We start from the raw sequence: 19,140 nt of genomic DNA on the forward strand, positions 1-19,140 counted from the left end.
CTGGCCGGATTTCGCATGACGATGGGCCGCGAAGCCTACACCAAATTGAGCCATGAGCTGGTGCAATTTGCCGCCGGCGTCGGTCGAAGGCCGTGGTTCTGGCCGGGGCCGGATTACCCCAGACGTGAAAAAGGCCGGGATGACCCGGCCTTTCCGGTCGATTGCGGTCAGCTTACTCGGCCGGCGCTTCAACGGCTTCGCGCGAGCGGCCAAGCGTCAGTTTGGCCAGCGTGAACGAGATCACCGCGCAGAGCGTGATGCCGGCCACCATGGGCAGCGGGGTGCCGTCGAAGAAGATGCCGGCGACGCCCATCGCCAGCGCACCGATGGCGAAGTGCAGCGTGCCCATCAGCGCCGAGGCCGTGCCCGCGATCTCGCCATGCTCTTCCATGGCCAGCACCGACGTCGTCGGGATGACCAGGCCAAGGAAGCCGTAGCCGACGAACAGCAGTGCCGCCATAACATCGAGCCGGTCGACGCCGGTCGCCATGACTGCGAACAGCACAACCATCGTCGTGGCATAGCCGGTTACCGCCACCCAGACGACGCGCTTCAGCCCGAAGCGCTCCGACAGCATCCCCGTCAGTTGCGACATGCCGATGAAGGCCACCGCATTGATCGAGAAGAACACGCTGTAGACGGAAGGCGACAGCCCGTAATGGTCGATCAGGATGAAGGACGAACTCGAGAGGTAGACGAAGAAGCTGGCGATGCCGAAGCCGGCGATCGCCACCAGGCCGAGGAAATTGCGGTCACCCATGAGGAAGCGATAGCCGGCGAGTGCGGTTCCGAAGGAGGAACCGACGCGTTCTTCCGCCGGCCGCGTCTCCTTCAGCGAGGTCGCCAGCAGAATGGTGGCCAGCAGGGCCGCGCCCGTCACCGTCCAGAACACGGCGCGCCAGCCGAGATTCTCGATGATCTGGCTGCCGGTCAGCGGCGCCAGGATCGGCGACACCGAAAACACCAGCATCAGCAGCGACATCAGCTTGGCGGCCTCGGTGCCGGTGTGCAGGTCGCGCACGATGGCGCGCGGCACCGCCATGCCGGCGCTGGCGCCCAGTCCCTGCAGGAAGCGGAAGGCGATCAGCCATTCGATGGTCGGGCTCATGGCCGAACCGATACCGCCGACCATGAACAGCGCGAGGCCGCCGTAAAGCGGCAGCTTGCGGCCGACCATGTCGGAGATCGGTCCGACGACGATCTGGCCGAAGCCCATCGACAGGAAGAAGATCAAAAGGCTCATCTGAACGGCGGCGGTGCCGGCATGCAGATCCTCGCCGATCGAAGGCAACGCCGGCAGATACATGTCGATGGCGAAGGGGCCGATAGCGGACAACAGGCCGAGCACGACCGCGATGCGGAGGAATTTGGGACTCATGATAAAGGCTTCTTTCAAGTCTGGTTGGCGCCGCCAACGCGACGACTAACCCTAGGACGTTCCATCCCGTTGAAATCCGACGGCTCAGAGCGAGATTATTCGTCTCTACGGAGCGAATTCCCATTTATTGTGTCCACAAATTTAGACAGCCTTGTCTAATTCGTCAATCACCTCTATATAGATTTCTATGAAGCTTGCCGTTTCTCCTGACATTTTCCCGCCACGCGGCCACGAGGCCAAGCGTATGTCGATTATCGATGCGGCGGCTTCGGTCTTCTGCCGGGAAGGCTTTGCCGGCGCCAATATCGACCTGATCGCGGTGGAGGCCGGCGTGTCGCGCCAGACCATCTACAATCACCACCGCGACAAGGAAAAGCTCTTCATGGCTGTGGTGCGCGATCTGACGGAGCGCTGCAATGCCGGCATCTTCGCCACCTTCGCCTCTTTCCCAGACCAGCCGAAGGATCTGGAAGCCGACCTGATCGGCTTTGCCGTGCGCATGAATCAGAACTGCATCTGCAACCGCGACGGACGCTTCCTGCGCAAGCTGATCCAGACCGAAGGCGAGCGCTATCCCGAGCTCTTCGCAGAATGGCGCGACCAGGGGCCGGGCCGAACCTGGCCCGCACTTGCCGCCCGTTTTGCCCGCCTCGCCCATGCCGGCCATCTCGCAGTCGACGATCCGGATGTCGCGGCGCGCCAGTTCCTGGCGCTGGCCAACGCCGAACTGCAGACCACCTTCATGCTAGGCGGCATGCCGTCGGAAGACGAAGTGTTGCAATCCGCCACCCACGGCGTGCGCACCTTCCTGCGCGCTTTTGGCAAGCGCAGATCCGCGGCAGCGGTGGAAAAACAGCTGGCCAGCGCCTGAACGTCAAAGCCGGCGATCAAATCGTTCGTCACGGGCTTCGCTTCGGCGCATCAGCGATCTATATCCGGTTTACGCCGCGCTCAAGCTTGATTACAGCTATGCGGACGATTCAACGGAACCCGACCAGCACATGGCCGACGACCACATCCGCTACGACATTCTGGCCCAGGAGGCATTGCGCGGCGTCATGCGCAAGGTTCTGGCCGAAGTCGCGCGCACCGGCCTTCCCGGCAATCATCATTTCTTCATCACATTCCTGACCGGCGCGCCGGGCGTGCGGGTGTCCTCCAGGCTGCGCGAGCGCTATCCCGAACAGATGACCATCGTCATCCAGTTCCAGTATTGGGACCTCAAGGTGACCGATACCGGCTTCGAGGTCGGGCTGTCCTTCTCCGACGTGCCGGAGAAGCTGGAAATCCCGTTCTCGGCCGTACGCGGCTTCTACGACCCATCGGTCAATTTCGAACTCGAATTCGACGTCAAGACCGACGTCCCGGCGGAAGACGATGCAGCCGCCCAGCCGGCTCCAGAGCCTTTGGCTATCGTCTCCGAGAAAAAGCCGAAGGCCGAGAAGAAGGCAGCTGCCACCGAGGCCGAGAAAAAGCCCGCCGTGGCCGATGCCGCCGCCGGCAAGGGCGCCGACGTCGTGTCGCTCGACGCCTTCCGCAAGAAGTAGCGGGACGGTCGGCGCGACATGGGCGAAATCGTCAACCTTCGCCAGGTCCGCAAGCAGAAGGCGCGCACCGAAAAGGAAAAGCTCGCCGGCGAGAACCGCGCTCTGCACGGCCGTTCCAAAGCCGAAAGAACTCGTGACCGTCTGACATCGGACAAGGCCGAAAAATTCGTCGCCGGCCACCGCCGCGAACGCCCGGAAGACCAGGGCGATTGATGGACCGCCTGCGGTGAGCCCGGTCGAAAAACGCTCCGTGACCATCCGCGGCCATCGCACCAGCTATTCCCTCGAAAAACCCTTTTATGACGATCTCGTCGCCATCGCCGCCGCGCGCAAGCTGACGCTTGCTGCCCTAGTCGCGGAGATCGACGAGACAAGACCGCGCGATGCGAACCTGTCCTCGGCGCTCAGGCTGCATGTGCTGGACTGGGCCAAGCGCGGCGCTGTCTGAATGGTTTTTAATTGCCCAGCGACTTCAGCAAATTGTCGACCGAGAACGGATTTGTCCTGGGCTTCGGCGGCGCCGGGGCCGAACCGTCATTGACGCCGGGAAGTGAGCGGTCGACCTTCGGCGCCTGCTCCTGAGCCTTGCGCTCGGCCTCCAGCCTGGCTTTTTCCTGCGAAGCGATCCGAGCCTGTTCGGCCTTCTTCCGTTCGTCCTCGGCCTTGGCGGCGTCTTCGGCAGCCTGCTCTTCCGCCTGGGCTTTCGCGTCCGCATCTGCCTTGGCCTTTGCGTCAGCCTCTGCCTGCGCTTTCGCATCGGCATCGGCCTTTGCTTCGGCATCCGCCTTGGCCTTGGCATCCGCTTCGGCCTGTGCCTTTGCGTCGGCCTGTGCCTTCGCCTTGGCGTCGGCCTCAGCTTTGAGCCGTGCCGCTTCCTCCTGCTTGCGCAATTCCTCGGCGGCGTTGTCGCGCTCGGTCTGCAGGGCGGAGTAGTAGCGCACCTCGCGCCGCAGCCGCTGCTTCTCGAGCAGTGCTGCCTGCATCGCCTCGACCCGCTGCTGCTCCTTTTCCAGGGCACGCTGGGTCAAAAATTGCGCCAGCGGCTCGCTGTCGAACTGCTTCTTCAGCGCCCCGAACGGCCCATCGACGCTGAAACTGACCGTCGGATCGGAGCCGACCAGCGCCTCGTCGCCAGGCTTGTAGGTGACCGCGCCCTTGGTGGCGACGGTGCCGGAGTTGAGGTCGGCCGTGATGTCGGCAGACAGCGTCGCCGCCTGGTTTTCGAATTTGATCGGTGGTGCCCGCAACGTGCCGCCGGCGACCGTGAAGGCGATGTCGGCATCGCCGGCAGCAAAGCTGCCGTCGCCAGCGATCTCAGGTGCAAAGCCCGCGGTCTTTGCCACGTCGATGTCGCGCCCGATCGCATCAGCCTTGGCAATCAACGCGCCGAAGGCATCGGGATTGACGCCGGCAATGGTGAGGCCTTTCAGCGCCGCCGTGCCCGAGCCGGAGAGTGCGGCAATCATCGCGTCGACCGATTTGCCGCTGGTCGACAGCCCTGTCGAGAAATCGCCGTTGCCACTCAATCCGGCAGCCGGCAGCACGGTCGCCAGGTCAGCGCCGGCAAGCCTCATCTGGCCGGAGAACAGCCCCGTGCCGTCTGTGTTCTTCAACTCGAACAATCCGGTGAGCGCGCCGCCGAGCAGTTTTGCCTTCAGGTCCGAAACGCGGATGCCTTCCTGGTCCAGTTTCAACGACAGCGACGCATCATAGGCTGTCGCCAGCGGTCCGGCGGCAAGCGTCGCCGTCGTCAGATCGAGATCGGCGCTGAACGGCAGGCTGGATTTCTGGCTGAATGGCGCCGTCGGCCAGTTCGCGTTGCTGCTGAGGAACGACTGGTCACCGAACAGCGCAACCGCAATCGGGTCGAGGTCCAGTTCGTCGAGCGCCAGCGCACCGGCAAAATGCGGCAGCCCCTGCTTCGCATCGATGTTGACGTCGCCCGAAATCTCCGACTCGTTGATGGATCCGCTGAGGCCGCTCAACACCAGCAGGCCATTGCCGAAATCGGCATCCGCGCTGAGCGAGGTCGAGGTGCCCGTTCCCATACCCGGCAGGCCGGCGCCGGTGGTCATCAGCCACGGCTCTATATCGGAGGCGTCGAGGCCGATCTTGCCCTTGGCGGTGGCGCCTTGCGGCGTCTGAGCGACGGTGCCGTCGAACGTCGCCTTGAAGTCATCGGCGGCGAAATTGAAGCTCGTCGCCAGGCCGCCGCCGAGCGTGCCTTTGGCCGAAATATCGGTGCTTGCCTGGCCGAGCATGCCGAGCGGCAGCGCCGGCAGGCCGTAGAGCGCCAGCAGCACGGTGGCGTCGGGATTTTTGGCGTTGAAGGTCACCGTCACCGGCGCGTCGAGCAACTGGCCGACGGCACCCTTGCCCGACAGCGACGCCGAAAAGGCCGAACCGCCGGCCTTGCCTTGTCCGCTCACCGCCAGCCCGGTCGTGCCGTCGCCATTGTCGGCGGCGCTCGCCACCAGATCGACGCGCGCGTCCTGGAACAGTTCAGGATAGGCGGCCGTGCGGCCAGCCAGTCCCTTCAGCATCAGATTGTCGGGATAGTGTTGCGCGGCAATGTCGATCAGCGGCTTCAGATCGACGGCGACCACCGAGGCATCGAGCTTGCCGGTCGGGCTTGCCGGAAAATCCTTGATCCGGCCGGTGGCGCTGATCGAGGCGCCGGCAAGGCCGCCAATCGACAGCCGGTCGATTTCGAGCAGCCCGTCGCGGAGCCGGAGCGCGGTATCGACCGTGTCGGCGGTGAGCCCGCCGGCATTGACCGGCCCTGCCTTGATCTGAAAATCGAGGTCACGGTCGGAAAAGCGGTTGCCGCCCTTGTCGCTGACGAAGATCGAGGCGAAGGCCGTCAGCCCGTCGACATCGAGTTCGCCGCCCTCGAGCCGCATCAGCACCGAGGACTTGGCGTCCTCGGGCTGGCTGGAATCGATACGGCCGGTGAACTTCGACTTGCCGAGGATCAGTTCGAGATCGCTGAACGCCTGGCGCTTCTCCGACAGGTCCACCTTGGCCTTGAAGCCGGCGGCCGGCAGCCGGCGGATCGCCTCGTCGACATCTTTGGACAACCAGGCAGCAAAGCCGGAAGGCTGCGCCACCGCCAGCAGCATGGAGCCGCTGAAACCGAAATGATCTTCGACGCTGAGCATGCCGCTGGCTTCCAGCGTCGTGCGCCCGGGCAAGGTCGCGGCCAGCGATTTCACCGACCAGCCGCCCTCGACCGGCTCGGCCGAGAGATGCACGTCGCGCACCGTGGTGTCGCCAGCCACCACCGCCGGCAGCTTGACCTCGACAGTGCCGGGGATGCTCGGCTTCGGCAGTTCGAGCAGCGCCTGCTCGATCCCGGCAATGCGCTGGTCCAGCGTCAGGCCGGCGCCCTTTTCAGCCCCCACCGCCTCGTCCAGTTGCACCTGCGCGCCATTGGCCTCGATGGCGAAGTTCGGCCTAAGGCCGAGATCGACCGAAGCCTTGCCGTCGGCTGTGTAGGGATTGTCGAGCGGCCCGGTCTCGAAGCGGAATTCGTCGACGCCAAGCTTCTGGTGGTCGAGCGAGAACTTGCCGTTCAGCCTGAAGCCCGGATCGGGCTTGCCGGCGCTGATTTTGACGCTCTCGCCATCGCCGCCGCGCAGTTCGGCGCTGTTTTTGTCGTTGCCGGAAATCTTGAACTGGCCGGAATAGACGGCAGCCCCATTGACGATGCCGGCATTGCCGTCGGTTTCGATGACCAGTGGATAGGCATCGGGATCGACCTTGAGCCTCAGCCGCATCTGGCCGCTGCCTTCGGCCTTGCCGGTCGAAGCCGCAACAGTCGAACGCAGGCCATCGAGCAGCAACGTTCCATCCATGCGCCACGGCCCGGCCAGCGACTTGGCAGAGATGGTCGAATTGATCTCGGAAATCAGATGGCTGCGCCCGCCTGCGGCATGCCGGAGCGCAATTTCTCCCTCCGTCACCGTCAGCTTCTCGATCGAGATCTGGTTGAGATCGAAGGGCGAGGACGGCCGTATCGCCCAGTCGACCGTGCCGTTATCGGCGATGTCGATCGTCGCCTTCGGATGCACCAGCCGCATGTCGAAAATCAGCACCTCGCCGCGCAGGAACGGCGCCAGTTCCGCGTCCATCGAAAAGGTCTCGACGGTCATTGCCGGCTGGCCGCCGGGGCCGCCGGCGACCGTGACATTTGAGAAGGTCACCGAGGGGAACGGCAACAGCCGCGCCGTGGCGTCGCCTTGCACCGTCACCTTGCGGCCGAGAATGGCGCTCGCCTCGCGCTCGAATTGGGCGCGGTACCCGGTCCAGTCGACAAAATACGGCACCACCAGCGCCGCAACCAGCACCAGCACAAACAAGCCACCGAAGATCACGAACAGGCGTGCGAGCATCAGCTCCGAACGGGTTGATTGAAAGTCAGCCGCACTCTACCCGCATCAGCGTGTCGATAAAGAGGCAATTCATCCAGAGTTGCTTGATCTCTGTATCTGGAAGAGCAGAGATTTCGGACGCCTGTGACTGCGTGCCGGCCGACATGCAAGAGACTAACCCGCCACCGCCCTTCGGCGATATTCGTTCAGCAGCACTACCATCTCCTCGGGCGACAATGTCCAGCCCTGGGGTAATGCGGCTTCGGCGCCCAGGCTTTTGGTCACGCTGCCCATGACGCAGCTTTTCTTGACCCCCGGTGCGAAATTGTACCCGATCATATCGCCGATTCTGCGCCGGCGATGGACGACGAAGAAGCTTTCGATATTCTTCCAGGGGACCAGGTTGGGCGATCGAACAAGGCCTCCGCCGAGACTGAAACCTTGTCCGTTCAGCACCAGAATCTGCGGCCGCACAAGCTGCCAGGCAAACACCAACGCGACCAGCCCGAAAAAGGCCACGCACCACCAAAGGCCGGCGGTGTCGCCGTCCTCGGAGACATAAATCAGGAAAGCGCAGGCCAGGACAAAGAAGAGGCTGGCCGACAGCAATAACAGTGTCTTGCCAAGCGATGCCCTTATAATCAGGGTATCCATTGCCGCTCCTCACATTTCGGCTATGCAGGTAATATCTTGCCTGGGTTCATGATGTCTTGCGGGTCGAGCGCTTTTTTTATGGAGCGCATGATGTCGACACCATGGCCGAGCTCATGGCGCAGGAAGCCGATCTTGCCCTGGCCGATGCCGTGTTCGCCGGTGCAGGTGCCGTCCATGGCGATCGCCCGCATGTTCAGCCGCGCCACGAATTTCTCCGCCAGCGCGATCTCTTTGGGGTCGTTGACGTCCATCAGCACCAGCACATGGAAATTGCCGTCGCCGGCATGGCCGACGATCGGCGCAACCAGGCCCATCTCGGCAATGTCGGCCTCGGTTTCGGCAACGCATTCGGCCAGCCGCGAGATCGGCACGCAGACATCGGTCGACAGGCCCTTGGTGCCCGGCCGCAGCGTCAGCGACGCCCAATAAGCATCGTGCCTGGCTTTCCAGAGTTTCGTCCGCTCCTCGGCGACGCTGGTCCAAAGGAATGGCCCGCCGCCATTGTCTTCAGCAATGGCACCGAAGGTTTCGGCCTGTTCGGCGACGCCGGCATCGCTGCCGTGGAACTCGACGAACAGGCACGGGCTCTCGGGGTAATCGAGCTTGGAATAATTCTTCATCGCCCGCATCTGCAGTCCGTTGACCAGTTCGATGCGCGCCACCGGAATGCCCATCTGGATCGTTGCGATGACAGCGTTGCAGGCCGCCTCGAGGCTCGGAAACGGGCAGACGCCGCCGGAGATCGCCTGCGGAATGCCTTGCAGCTTCAAGGTCAGCGAGGTGATGATGCCGAGCGTGCCTTCCGAGCCGACCAGAAGCCGCGTCAGATCGTAGCCGGCCGAACTCTTTTTCGCCCGCTTGCCGGTCGTCACCGTCTCGCCATCGGCCATGACGGCCGTCAGCGACAGCACGTTTTCACGCATCGTGCCGTAGCGCACCGCATTGGTGCCGGAGGCCCGCGTTGCCGCCATGCCGCCCAGCGAAGCATTGGCGCCGGGATCGATGGGGAAGAACAGGCCGGTATCGCGCAGGTGCCGATTCAAATCCTCGCGCGTTACGCCAGGCCCGACCGTGCAGTCGAGATCCTCGGGGTTGACCGACAGAATGCGGTTCATGCGCGAGGTGTCGACCGAGATGCCGCCACCCGGCGCGTTGGTGTGGCCCTCCAGCGAGGAACCGACGCCGAAGGCGATGACCGGCACGCGGTGCGCGGCGCAGGCACGTACGATCTCCTGCACCTCTTCTGTCGTCTCCGGGAACGCGACACCGTCAGGCGCCTGCGTCGGAATATAGGTGGTGGTATGCGCATGCTGCGAGCGGATCGCCGCGCCTGTCTGGAAGCGTTCGCCGAGCTGCTGCTTGAGAATGCCGAGCACGGCGGCGATGCCTTCCTCGTTGCGTTCGACCGGATTGAGGTCGCTCAGAGCCATGAATTCCTCCGCGAATGGACCAGCGTCCACGCTTGTTATGCGATTATGGATGCGTAGTCTCGACTGCCGCGCTCTGTCCAGCACCAGAACAAGGAACTTTCCATGCCTGTTCCCGCCCCCTTAGTTTCCAAACCGATGGACATCGAGAAGGATTGGATCGACTACAACGGCCATCTCAACATGGCCTATTACAACGTGTTGTTCGACCGCTGCTCGGATGAGGCGTTCGAGGCGATGGGCATGGGGCTGGACTATGTCAAAGAGCGGCGCCTGACCATCTACACGGCCGAAGTCCATGTTTGCTATGTCCAGGAACTGCACCTCGAACACAAGGTCGTCGTATCCTTCCAACTGATCGATCATGACGACAAGCGGCTGCGGGCCTACCAGGAAATCCGCCATGTCGATGGCTGGCTTGCCGCCACCTCCGAAACCCTGTCGCTGCATGTCGACATGTCCGGGCCGAAAGTCGCGCCCTTCCCCGCCGATGTGCAGGCCAAGGTGGAAGCCATGCGCGCCGCCCATTCTGCACTGCCGATGCCCGAGCGCGCCGGCCGTTCGATCGGTATTCGCCGCAGGACCGCTTGAAGCGCTGCCGCGCCCGCGTTAACCTTACCAAGGTTTTAACGTGAACAAGCCATTTGGGCCATTGAACGACTCAGCTGACCGTTTGAGAACGGTGCCATGCGAGTTGTGACGCGGGCGGCGGGCAACAGGCGGTTCGAGGAACGTGCATGAAAACCGACATCAAGGTCGAGGTGGACAGGCTGGCTGCCGATCCGCGCATCACCGACTATGATTTCTGGCGCTCGTTGAAGAACGTCAACAACGAGATCTTCCACATCGCCAACAACAACGAGCCTATCCCCTTCGACATGATCCGCTGGCGCGCCATCCTGAAGCAGGCGCGCATGAAGCGTGGCCACGCCTGATGTTTCCGCTGTTCTGAGAAAGCCGCCACCGGCGAGCGCCGCCACGGACCATTGCGACCTGATCATTTCCAAAGGTCTGCGCCAGCCCCGCTTTCAGCGAATCGGCTGCATCCGACAACCTTCAAAAACCGTTCATTTCGACAGTTTGCGCAACCGGCGATTCGGTTTCGCAAACGGCTGCCTGCGACAAGAAGATCAAGATTGAACCATTTCCACGTCTAAGCCGTTGTGACCCCTGAAAAACGGCTTGGAGTGAAAGCATGGACTGGAAAAGGACCAGGGAACCGGCCGACGCATGGCACATGACGGACAATCTGCATGCCGAGCACGGCAAGGGCGATCCGTTCGCGGCCGCCATCCGCGCCACCCGCATGTCGATGGTCATCACCGATCCCCGTCAGGCGGACAATCCGATCGTCTTTGCCAATGACGCGTTCCTGCGCCTGACCGGCTACGAGCGCGACGAGGTCATGGGCAAGAACTGCCGCTTCCTGCAGGGGCCAGAGACAGACAAGGCAGCTGTGGCTAGCGTGCGCGACGCGATAGCAGCGGGAACCGATATCGCCATCGATCTGTTGAACTACCGCAAGGACGGCTCGACATTCTGGAATGCGCTCTACATCAGCCCGGTTTCCAACGACAAAGGCGAACTCCTGTTCTTCTTTGCCTCACAGCTCGATGTCTCCGATCGCAAGCGCTCGGAGGATCGCATCACCGCCGACAAGAACCGCTTTGAAAAGGCTGTCAAGGAACGCACGCGCGAGCTTGAGGCCGCCCTTGAGGCGCAGACCACGCTGCTGCACGAGGTCGACCATCGGGTGAAAAACAACCTGCAGATGATCTCCTCGCTGATCATCATGCAAAGCCGGGCAATCAAGGATGAAGCGACGAAGCGATCCCTGACCACCATGCTGGAGCGCATCGAGGCGCTGAGCACTGTGCATCGCCGTCTCTACCAGTCAAAGGATGTCAGCCGCTTCGATGTCTCGGATTTCGCCAGGGATCTGGTCACCGACCTGCTGACCGCATCGGGGCGCGCCGAGATCAAGCCGGCGCTGGACCTCGAACCCATCGTCATTCCGGCCGAAAAAGCCACGCCTGTTGCCTTGATGGTCAATGAGCTTGTCACCAACGCGCTGAAGCACGCCTTCAAGGAAAAGCCGGACGGCACCACCGCGGGGCGCATCGGCATCAAGATGAGCCAGCCCGACGGCCACTTCAACATCGAGGTTTCCGATGACGGCGTCGGCATGGCCGAGGCCAGTGGCGATGCTTCTTTCGGCATGCGGCTGATCAAGTCGCTTGCCCGTCAGTTGCATGCCGACATCGAATGGCGCGACGCCGGCCCGGGCACAAAGGTCGTCATCTCGATGCCGAACGAACCGCAGCAGAAAGGGAAGCTGTCATGAACGAACCGCTCAAGGTCCTGATCGTCGAGGATGAGGCGTTGCTGGCGATGGAACTGGAAAGCCTCGTCGAGGAAGCCGGCCACAGCGTTGTGGGTTGGGCGACATCGTTGGCCGAAGCAAGAGGTATGATTGATACCGCCGATGCCGATATTGCCTTTGTCGACATCCACCTCGCCGACGGACCAACCGGGGTCGAGGTTGCCGAGCATATCCGCGAGGGTAACCGTTCCATGGTGGTGTTCATGACCGCCAATCCAAAACGCATCCCCGACCATTTCGCCGGCGCGATCGGCGTCATCGCCAAGCCCTACACGATGAACGGACTGGTGTCGGCGTTGCGCTATCTGCAGGAGGGCGTGCGGCGCCCGCCCCCGGTCTCGGTGCTGCCGGCCGGTTTTACGCTGTCGCCGGCCTATGAAAGCGTATGGGCGTCGTCGGCGGCCTGAAGCTTACGCCAGCTTCTCCTTGAGGAAAGCGATCGTCCGTCCCCAGGCGAGATCGGCTGCCTTCTTGTCATAGCGCGCGGCCGAGGTGTCGTTGTTGAAGGCATGGTTGACGCCGTCATAGACATAGACGGTGTATTCGACATGGGCGGCGTCGAGCGCCTTCTTGTAGGCATCGATGCCGGCGTCGATGCGCTCGTCTAGGCCGGCATAGTGCAGCAACAGCGCCGCCTTGATCTTCGCCACATCCTCGGCCTTCGGCTGCATGCCGTAATAGGCGACGCCGGCGGCGAGATCGGGCGCGTTGACCGCCAGATTGTTGACCGTGCCGCCGCCCCAGCAGAAGCCGACAGCACCGACCTTGCCGTTGCCGTCCTTCTCGCCCTTGAGATAGGCGATGGTCGCCAGGCCATCGGCGGTGACCTGGCTGGCGTCGAGCTTGGTGAACATGTCGCGCGCCTTGTCCTCGTCGGCGGGCGTGCCGCCGAGCGGCGACAGGAAATCCGGCGCCAGCGCCACGAACCCCTCCAGCGCAACGCGCCGCGCCACATCCTTGATATGCGGGTTGAGCCCCCTGTTCTCATGCACCACGATGACGGTGCCGAGCTTGCCGGACTGGTCCGCCGGCCTGACCAGATAGCCCTTCATCTCACCGCTGCTGCCGGAATAGGTGATATCTTCAGCCTTCACGCGCGGATCGTTGTCGGCGACGATTGCCGCCTGCGCCGAATTCGCCGCAAGCAGCGGCGCGATCGCGGCCGCCGCCGCGCCCGATCCGGCAAGCCTGGTCAGCTGTTCCATGAAGCGGCGGCGGTCGAGCGTCAGATGCGTGTATTCGTCATAGGCATCGATCATCGCCTGGGTGATGGCAGGTTTGGCAGGTTTGACGGCTTCGGCGGTGGGTTTCGTCATGGCGTGCTCCTCGTTAGGAGATGATCTCACGGTCACTCCGGGATGACTCGCGGATCAAGATAGGGTGCAAGCTCGCACGGTCCAGTCTCGGATGGGTGACGCTTGCGCCATCGAACGATGCGGCGGCACCGCGGAACGCGCCCATCACATTTTGGTCATTTCAGAGAATGTCGATGGTGCCGCCACAATATGGAAGGAAGCTGATGATGGTCTCGCCCGTAGCGGCGAGCCCGACGAGAAGGAACAACGCCATGACCTTGTCTACTCCGATCCTTGCAAGCGCGCTCGTGCTTGCTGTTGCTGCCTTGCTGGCAATGCGCTCCGCTGCTGCCGCAGCCGCCGCTCGGATGGTGAAGGTCCGCGTCGACCGGCGTCGGCCGTCACCACGCTGATCCAGCAGGCCGAAACAGGGCCGCAGCTAACCAATGAAGTACTGGGCTCCGTGCCCAGTCTCAAAGGCCATCTCTTACGCAAGCTGACCAAGGCTGCTGCTGCCCCTCATCGCCCTGCCGGGCACTTCTCCCCGTATAGATGCCGGCAGGCAGATGAGGGGCGGCGCGACATTGCCAGAATATCTGCCGGGCCGATCACTTACCTAAGTCACATCGCTGCTACTTCGGCAGCGTATAGGCCATCACATAGTCGCCGGGCTTGGTGCCGACCGAGCCGTGGCCGCCGGCGACGATGACCACGAACTGGCGGCCGTCGGCGACGGTGTAAGTCATCGGCGTCGACTGCCCACCGGCCGGCAGCCTGGCCTGCCAGAGCTGCTTGCCCGATGTCAGGTCATAGGCGCGCAGATAGTCGTCGACCGCCGCGCCCAGGAAGACGACACCGCCGGCGGTGATCATCGGCCCGCCAATGCCGGGAACACCGACCTTCAGCGGCAAGGGCAACGGCGTCATGTCATAGACGGTGCCGTTGCGGTGCTTGTAGGCGATCTTGCCGGTTCTGAGGTCCGCTCCCGCCACATAGCCCCATGGCGGCGCCTGGCAGGGCACGCCGAGCGGCGACAGGAACGGCCCCATCACCACCGCATAGGGTGCGCCCTCATTGCGGTTCAGCCCCTGCTCGCTGCCGCGCCCCTCATCCGGCGGCGGCACCTGGTCGCGCGGAATGAGCTGCGATTTGAACGCCAGATAGGTCGGCATGCCGAACATCACCTGCCGCACCGGATCGACGGCGACGCCGCCCCAGTTGAATGTGCCGAAATTACCGGGATAGACCAGCGACCCCTGCACCGATGGCGGGGTGTAGCGGCCCTCGTAGCGCAGGCCCTGGAATTCGATCCGGCAGGCCAGCTGGTCGAACATGGTGATGCCCCACATGTCGGCGCCGGTCAGCGGCCTCGGATTGAAGGAGAGATCCGAGACCGGCTGCGTCGGCGACGTGTGATCGCCCTCGACAGCGCCGCCCGGCGCCGGCACTTCCTTGATCGGGATGATCGGCTCGCCGCTGCGCCGGTCGAGCACGTAGAGGTCGCCCTGCTTGGTCGGTCCAACCAGGCCCGGAACGACGCCGGCAGCGGTGGTGATGTCGACCAGGGTCGGCTGTGCCGGCACATCCATGTCCCAGAGGTCGTGATGCACGGTCTGCCGCACCCAGCGCACTTGTCCGGTGGCCAGATCGAGCGCGGTGATCGAGGAGGAAAACTTCTCGACATTGGCGCTGCGGCCCATCCCGAGCTGGTCCGGCGTCTGGTTGCCGAGCGGCACATAGAGCAGGCCGAGCTTCTCGTCGGCGCTTGCCGTCGACCACATGTTGGGCGAGTTGTGGGTGTAGGTCTGGCCTGCCGCCAGCGGCGTTGTCTGGTCCGGATTGCCGGAATCCCAGTTCCACACCAGGGCGCCGGTGTCGACGTCGAAGGCCCGGATGACGCCGGACGGCTCTTGCGTCGAATAATTGTCGTTGACCGCGCCGCCGATGATGATCTTGCCGCCCGCAATCAGCGGCGCCGAGGTCGAGTAATAATAGCCCGACTTCGGATACGGCATGTTGGTCAACAAATTGAGCGTGCCGGCTTCGGCGAAGGACGGGCAGACCTGGCCGTTGGCGGCGTCGAGCGCGATCAGCCGCGCATCCGAGGTCGGCAGATAGACGCGCGTCGCGCAAGGCTGGCCGGCGGCGATCTTGGCATCGGCATAATAGGACACGCCGCGGCAGGTCTGGTGCTGGCGGTCCTTGTCGAGCTTGATCTTGGGATCGAAACGCCATTTCTCCTTGCCGGTGGCGGCATCGATGGCGATGGCGAAATTGTGCGGCGTGCAGATATAGAGCGCATCGCCCACCTTCAGCGGCGTCACCTGGTAGGTGGTTTCGCCGACATCGTCCGGCCCTTTCACGTCGCCGGTCTGGTAGATCCAGGCCGGCTGCAATTTGGCGACATTGTCGGGCGTGATCTGGTCGAGCGGCGAATAGCGCTGGCCAAATTGCGTACGGCCGTAGAAATGCCATTCGCCCGGAGGCACATTGCCGCCGAGATCGGCAGTCGGCGTCACCTTGTCGGCGCTGAGGTCGCCGGCGATGTCCTTGGGATCGGCCGTCATCGAATAACCGGCGACGGCGAGCGATGCGAGCACGGCCAGAATGAGCGGCGCGCGCGCGTCGGGGCCGATCAGGCCCCGCCTTGCCCAAGGCGTCAGCAGCCACAGCGCCAGAAGCACGATGATGCCGCCGCGCGGTCCGAGTTCCCACCAGTCGAAGCCGATTTCCCACACCGCCCAGGCCAGCGTGCCGAGCACGATCGCCGCGTAGAGCCAGAGCGCCGTCGATTTGCGCCGGAAGAGCAGCCATGCGGCGATGAGGAAGGCGAGACCGGTGACGACATAGTACCAGCTGCCGCCCAGCATCGCGAGCCAGACGCCGCCGCCGCCAAGTGCGAGGCCGATGAGGAACAGGATGAGGGAGGTGATGACGACAGCCAAGACGATACTCCTTCGACTGATGCGCTTTGCAGCGCCTCACGGGCAGCCGCCCCTGCCCTGTCGCCAGCTTTCTCCCCCAGGCCGCGTGTGTCAAGCTGGCCCTGCCAGCATAAGGCGAGAGCAAACGCTCGACTTCATTCCGCTCCCACGCTGCAGCACCTCCACGACATTGTCGGGCGTCGGGACGATGAAATTCGCACTGCGCCCCAGAATCTCACTTCCAAACCAGAACAAAACGTAGACACTTCTGGTCTTTCGCTCCCGAATCACTACATTCGGGGGAGATGTCCGGCTTTGCGGAAGACATGCCCTTTTTTGACGAACCCAATGCGCGGCCCGCGGCCCCGTCGGGCATAGCCGCGCGCGCCATGGCGGCCCGCAGCGGCCCCAACAGCGCGCCCGATTATCTCAACGGCCTCAACCCCGAGCAGCGGCTGGCGGTGGAAACCACCGAAGGCCCGGTCCTGGTGCTGGCCGGCGCCGGCACCGGCAAGACCCGCGTGCTGACCACCCGCATCGCCCATATCCTGGCCACCGGCAGGGCTTTCCCCTCGCAGATCCTGGCGGTGACCTTCACCAACAAGGCCGCGCGCGAGATGAAGCAGCGCATCGGCCATCTCGTCGGCGAAGCCGTCGAGGGCATGCCGTGGCTCGGCACCTTCCACTCCATCGGCGTCAAGCTCTTGCGGCGGCACGCCGAGCTGGCCGGGCTCAAATCCGATTTCACCATCCTCGACACCGACGACGTCGTACGGCTGATCAAGCAGCTGATCCAGGCCGAAGGCCTCGACGACAAGCGCTGGCCGGCCAAGCAGTTCGCGCAGATGATCGACGGCTGGAAGAACAAGGGCCAAGGCCCCGCCGACATTGCCGAGGGCGACGCGCGCAGCTTCGCCAACGGCAAGGGCCGGGAACTCTACAGGGCCTATCAGGAGCGGCTGAAGACGCTGAACGCCTGCGACTTTGGCGATCTGCTCTGCCACCCGATCCGCATCTTCCGCGCCAATCCGGACGTGCTGAAGGACTACCACAAGCGCTTCAAATACATCCTCGTCGACGAGTACCAGGACACCAACACCGCGCAATACATGTGGCTGCGGCTGCTGGCGCAGCGGCCTGAAGGCAAGCCGATCTCCCCCCATGTGGGGGAGATGTCCGGCAGGACAGAGGGGGGCGCGAAAGATCGCGGCGTCTCCGATAATCAAAATGCAAATGCCGGCGGGACAGCGCCCCCCTCTGTCGGCTCCGCCGACATCTCCCCCACAAGGGGGGAGATTGGGCGCTCTTCGGCCGAAACCCGCGCCACCGTAAACATCTGCTGCGTCGGCGACGACGACCAGTCCATCTATGGCTGGCGTGGCGCCGAGGTCGACAACATCCTGCGCTTCGACAAGGATTTCCCGGGCGCCACCATCATCCGGCTGGAACGCAACTACCGCTCGACGGCGCACATCCTCGGCACCGCCTCGCACCTCATCGCCCACAATGAGGGTCGCTTCGGCAAGACGCTGTTCACCGAGAAGGTCGCCGAGGACGACGAGAAGGTGCATGTTCACGCCGCTTGGGATTCCGAGGAGGAAGCCCGCGCCGTCGGCGAAACCATCGAGACCTACCAGCGTGCCAAGCACAAGCTGAACGACATGGCCATCCTGGTCCGCGCCTCCTTCCAGATGCGCGAATTCGAAGACCGCTTCGTCACGCTCGGCCTCAATTACCGCGTCATCGGCGGCCCGCGTTTTTATGAGCGCATGGAAATCCGCGATGCGCTGGCCTTCTTCCGCGTCGTCGCGCAGGGCGCCGACGACCTCGCCTTCGAGCGCATCGTCAATGTCCCCAAGCGCGGCCTGGGTGAAGCCACCATCCGCCAGATCCACGACACGGCGCGGAGCTTGCGCATCCCGATGCTGGAGGCAGCCGCCAAGCTTGCGGAAAGCGACGAGCTGAAGCCGAAACCGCGCGCGGCCTTGCGCGAAGTGGCGGCCAATTTCGAGCGCTGGCAGAAGGCGCTGGAAACCACGCCGCACACCGAACTCGCCGAGACCATTCTGGAGGAGAGCGGCTACACCGACATGTGGAAGAACGACCGTTCGGTCGAGGCGCCGGGCCGGCTGGAAAACTTGAAAGAGCTGATCCGCTCGATGGAGGAGTACGAATCGCTGCGCTCCTTCCTCGAACATGTCGCCCTGGTCATGGACGCCGAGCAGAATGCCGAGTTGGATGCCGTCAACATCATGACCCTGCATTCGGCCAAGGGCCTCGAATTCGAGACGGTTTTTCTCCCCGGCTGGGAGGAAGGCCTGTTCCCGCATCAGCGCGCGCTGGACGAAGGCGGCCGCTCCGGCCTGGAGGAAGAGCGCCGTCTCGCCTATGTCGGCCTGACCCGGGCCAAGAAGAACCTGCATCTGTGGTTCGTCTCCAACCGCCGCATCCACGGCCTGTGGCAGTCGACCATTCCGTCGCGCTTCCTGGACGAACTGCCGGAAGCCCATGTCGAGGTTGCCGAAAGCGGCAACTCCTATGGCGGCTACGGCAATTCCTATGGCGGCGGTTCGTTCGCGTCGGGCCGTGGCGGCCAGGGCGCAGGACGGCAGAACCCCTACGGCGCCTCGCGCTTCGACAATGTCGGCGCGGAAAAATCCGGCGCCTTTTCCAACACCTATGCCACGCCCGGCTGGCAGCGCGCGCAGGCCAACCGCACCGAGGCCACCGACCGCAACTGGGGCTCGCGCTCCGGCCATCAGGTCGAGCGCATCGGCTATGGCGAGACCGACAGCGGCTACGGCGCCGGCCGCACCTCGGTCAAAGGCCGCACCATCGACGGCGAACTGGTCGCCAAATCCGTCGCCGACACGCCGTCAGCCTTTAGTGTCGGCGACCGCGTCTTCCACCAGAAATTCGGCAACGGCAACATTTCCAACATCGAAGGCAACAAGCTGACCATCGACTTCGACAAGGCCGGCCAGAAACGCGTGCTCGACGGGTTCGTCGCGGCGGTGTGAGCGCCCGCTTGTCCTGTTGTCCTACAAGCGACCACATTGTTGTAGTCTGGCGGAGCCCTCCCCGCCTCGTCATCCACGGGCGGAGCAAGGAGCGTAGCGACGCAGCGTAGACCCGAGGATCCATCCCGCGTCTTCAACG

Annotated in this window: 16 protein-coding genes; 10 read left to right on the forward strand and 6 right to left on the reverse strand. The window is 63.6% G+C overall.

Going from position 1 to position 19,140, the window contains the following annotated elements; all coding sequences use genetic code 11:
- Positions 1-172: 172 nt before the first annotated feature.
- A complete protein-coding gene (locus tag NKI10_RS07750) occupies positions 173-1,378 on the reverse strand; it encodes a multidrug effflux MFS transporter (protein WP_023712465.1) in 1,206 nt (401 codons plus the stop codon).
- A 187-nt stretch (positions 1,379-1,565) separates the two neighbouring features.
- Here NKI10_RS07750 and NKI10_RS07755 point away from each other — a divergent pair, with 187 nt between their 5' ends.
- The 4 genes from NKI10_RS07755 (at position 1,566) to NKI10_RS07770 (ending at position 3,373) form a co-directional block, all read left to right on the forward strand.
- Entirely contained in the window at positions 1,566-2,249 is a 684-nt protein-coding gene (locus tag NKI10_RS07755; RefSeq protein WP_023668320.1) for a TetR/AcrR family transcriptional regulator, read from the forward strand.
- A 130-nt stretch (positions 2,250-2,379) separates the two neighbouring features.
- Positions 2,380-2,925: an SspB family protein gene (locus NKI10_RS07760; RefSeq protein ID WP_023699585.1), complete on the forward strand. Its 546-nt coding sequence runs from the start codon at positions 2,380-2,382 to the stop codon at positions 2,923-2,925.
- A gap of 18 nt (positions 2,926-2,943) precedes the next feature.
- Positions 2,944-3,138 (forward strand): DUF4169 family protein, encoded by a 195-nt coding sequence (locus NKI10_RS07765; RefSeq protein ID WP_023667420.1) that lies wholly within the window; start codon positions 2,944-2,946, stop codon positions 3,136-3,138.
- 13 nt (positions 3,139-3,151) lie between these two features.
- Positions 3,152-3,373, forward strand: coding sequence for a ribbon-helix-helix domain-containing protein (locus NKI10_RS07770; protein ID WP_023668319.1), 222 nt, complete (start codon positions 3,152-3,154; stop codon positions 3,371-3,373).
- Between the two features lie 7 nt (positions 3,374-3,380).
- On the opposite strand, the gene NKI10_RS07775 is transcribed toward NKI10_RS07770, so the two are convergent.
- From NKI10_RS07775 to NKI10_RS07785, 3 genes are all read right to left on the reverse strand, one after another.
- A complete protein-coding gene (locus NKI10_RS07775) occupies positions 3,381-7,319 on the reverse strand; it encodes an AsmA family protein (protein WP_352859401.1) in 3,939 nt (1,312 codons plus the stop codon).
- Positions 7,320-7,472: 153 nt separating this feature from the next.
- Entirely contained in the window at positions 7,473-7,952 is a 480-nt protein-coding gene (locus NKI10_RS07780; RefSeq protein WP_352859403.1) for a hypothetical protein, read from the reverse strand.
- A gap of 20 nt (positions 7,953-7,972) precedes the next feature.
- Complete coding sequence (locus NKI10_RS07785; protein WP_352859405.1) at positions 7,973-9,382, reverse strand: FAD-binding oxidoreductase; 1,410 nt, start codon at positions 9,380-9,382, stop codon at positions 7,973-7,975.
- Between the two features lie 102 nt (positions 9,383-9,484).
- Between NKI10_RS07785 and NKI10_RS07790 the strand changes: the two genes are divergently transcribed.
- The 5 genes from NKI10_RS07790 (at position 9,485) to NKI10_RS07810 (ending at position 12,169) form a co-directional block, all read left to right on the forward strand.
- Positions 9,485-9,970 (forward strand): thioesterase family protein, encoded by a 486-nt coding sequence (locus NKI10_RS07790; protein WP_031197523.1) that lies wholly within the window; start codon positions 9,485-9,487, stop codon positions 9,968-9,970.
- Between the two features lie 146 nt (positions 9,971-10,116).
- Entirely contained in the window at positions 10,117-10,314 is a 198-nt protein-coding gene (locus NKI10_RS07795; protein ID WP_013531006.1) for a hypothetical protein, read from the forward strand.
- Positions 10,301-10,519, forward strand: a complete 219-nt coding sequence (locus NKI10_RS07800) for a hypothetical protein (RefSeq protein WP_155929625.1) — start codon at positions 10,301-10,303, stop codon at positions 10,517-10,519. Before NKI10_RS07795 ends, NKI10_RS07800 begins: the two co-directional genes overlap by 14 nt.
- Positions 10,520-10,574: 55 nt before the next feature.
- Positions 10,575-11,723, forward strand: coding sequence for a histidine kinase dimerization/phosphoacceptor domain -containing protein (locus tag NKI10_RS07805; protein ID WP_023699590.1), 1,149 nt, complete (start codon positions 10,575-10,577; stop codon positions 11,721-11,723).
- On the forward strand, positions 11,720-12,169 hold the full coding sequence (locus NKI10_RS07810; RefSeq protein WP_023668313.1) for a response regulator: 450 nt from the start codon (positions 11,720-11,722) through the stop codon (positions 12,167-12,169). The genes NKI10_RS07805 and NKI10_RS07810 overlap by 4 nt, the downstream gene beginning before the upstream one ends.
- A gap of 3 nt (positions 12,170-12,172) precedes the next feature.
- Here NKI10_RS07810 and NKI10_RS07815 read toward each other — a convergent pair whose 3' ends face one another.
- Both NKI10_RS07815 and NKI10_RS07820 read right to left on the reverse strand, forming a co-directional pair.
- Positions 12,173-13,078, reverse strand: coding sequence for a dienelactone hydrolase family protein (locus NKI10_RS07815; protein WP_023668312.1), 906 nt, complete (start codon positions 13,076-13,078; stop codon positions 12,173-12,175).
- 611 nt (positions 13,079-13,689) lie between these two features.
- Entirely contained in the window at positions 13,690-16,002 is a 2,313-nt protein-coding gene (locus tag NKI10_RS07820; RefSeq protein WP_023682110.1) for a glucose/quinate/shikimate family membrane-bound PQQ-dependent dehydrogenase, read from the reverse strand.
- A gap of 284 nt (positions 16,003-16,286) precedes the next feature.
- On the opposite strand from NKI10_RS07820, the gene NKI10_RS07825 reads away from it, so the two are divergent.
- Positions 16,287-19,001 carry an ATP-dependent helicase gene (locus tag NKI10_RS07825; RefSeq protein WP_352859408.1) on the forward strand — a complete coding sequence of 905 codons (2,715 nt, stop codon included), beginning with the start codon at positions 16,287-16,289 and terminating at the stop codon, positions 18,999-19,001.
- Positions 19,002-19,140 lie beyond the last annotated feature (139 nt).

The sequence above is a fragment of the Mesorhizobium sp. M0802 genome, assembly GCF_040320115.1.
In the GTDB taxonomy this organism is placed as follows: domain Bacteria; phylum Pseudomonadota; class Alphaproteobacteria; order Rhizobiales; family Rhizobiaceae; genus Mesorhizobium.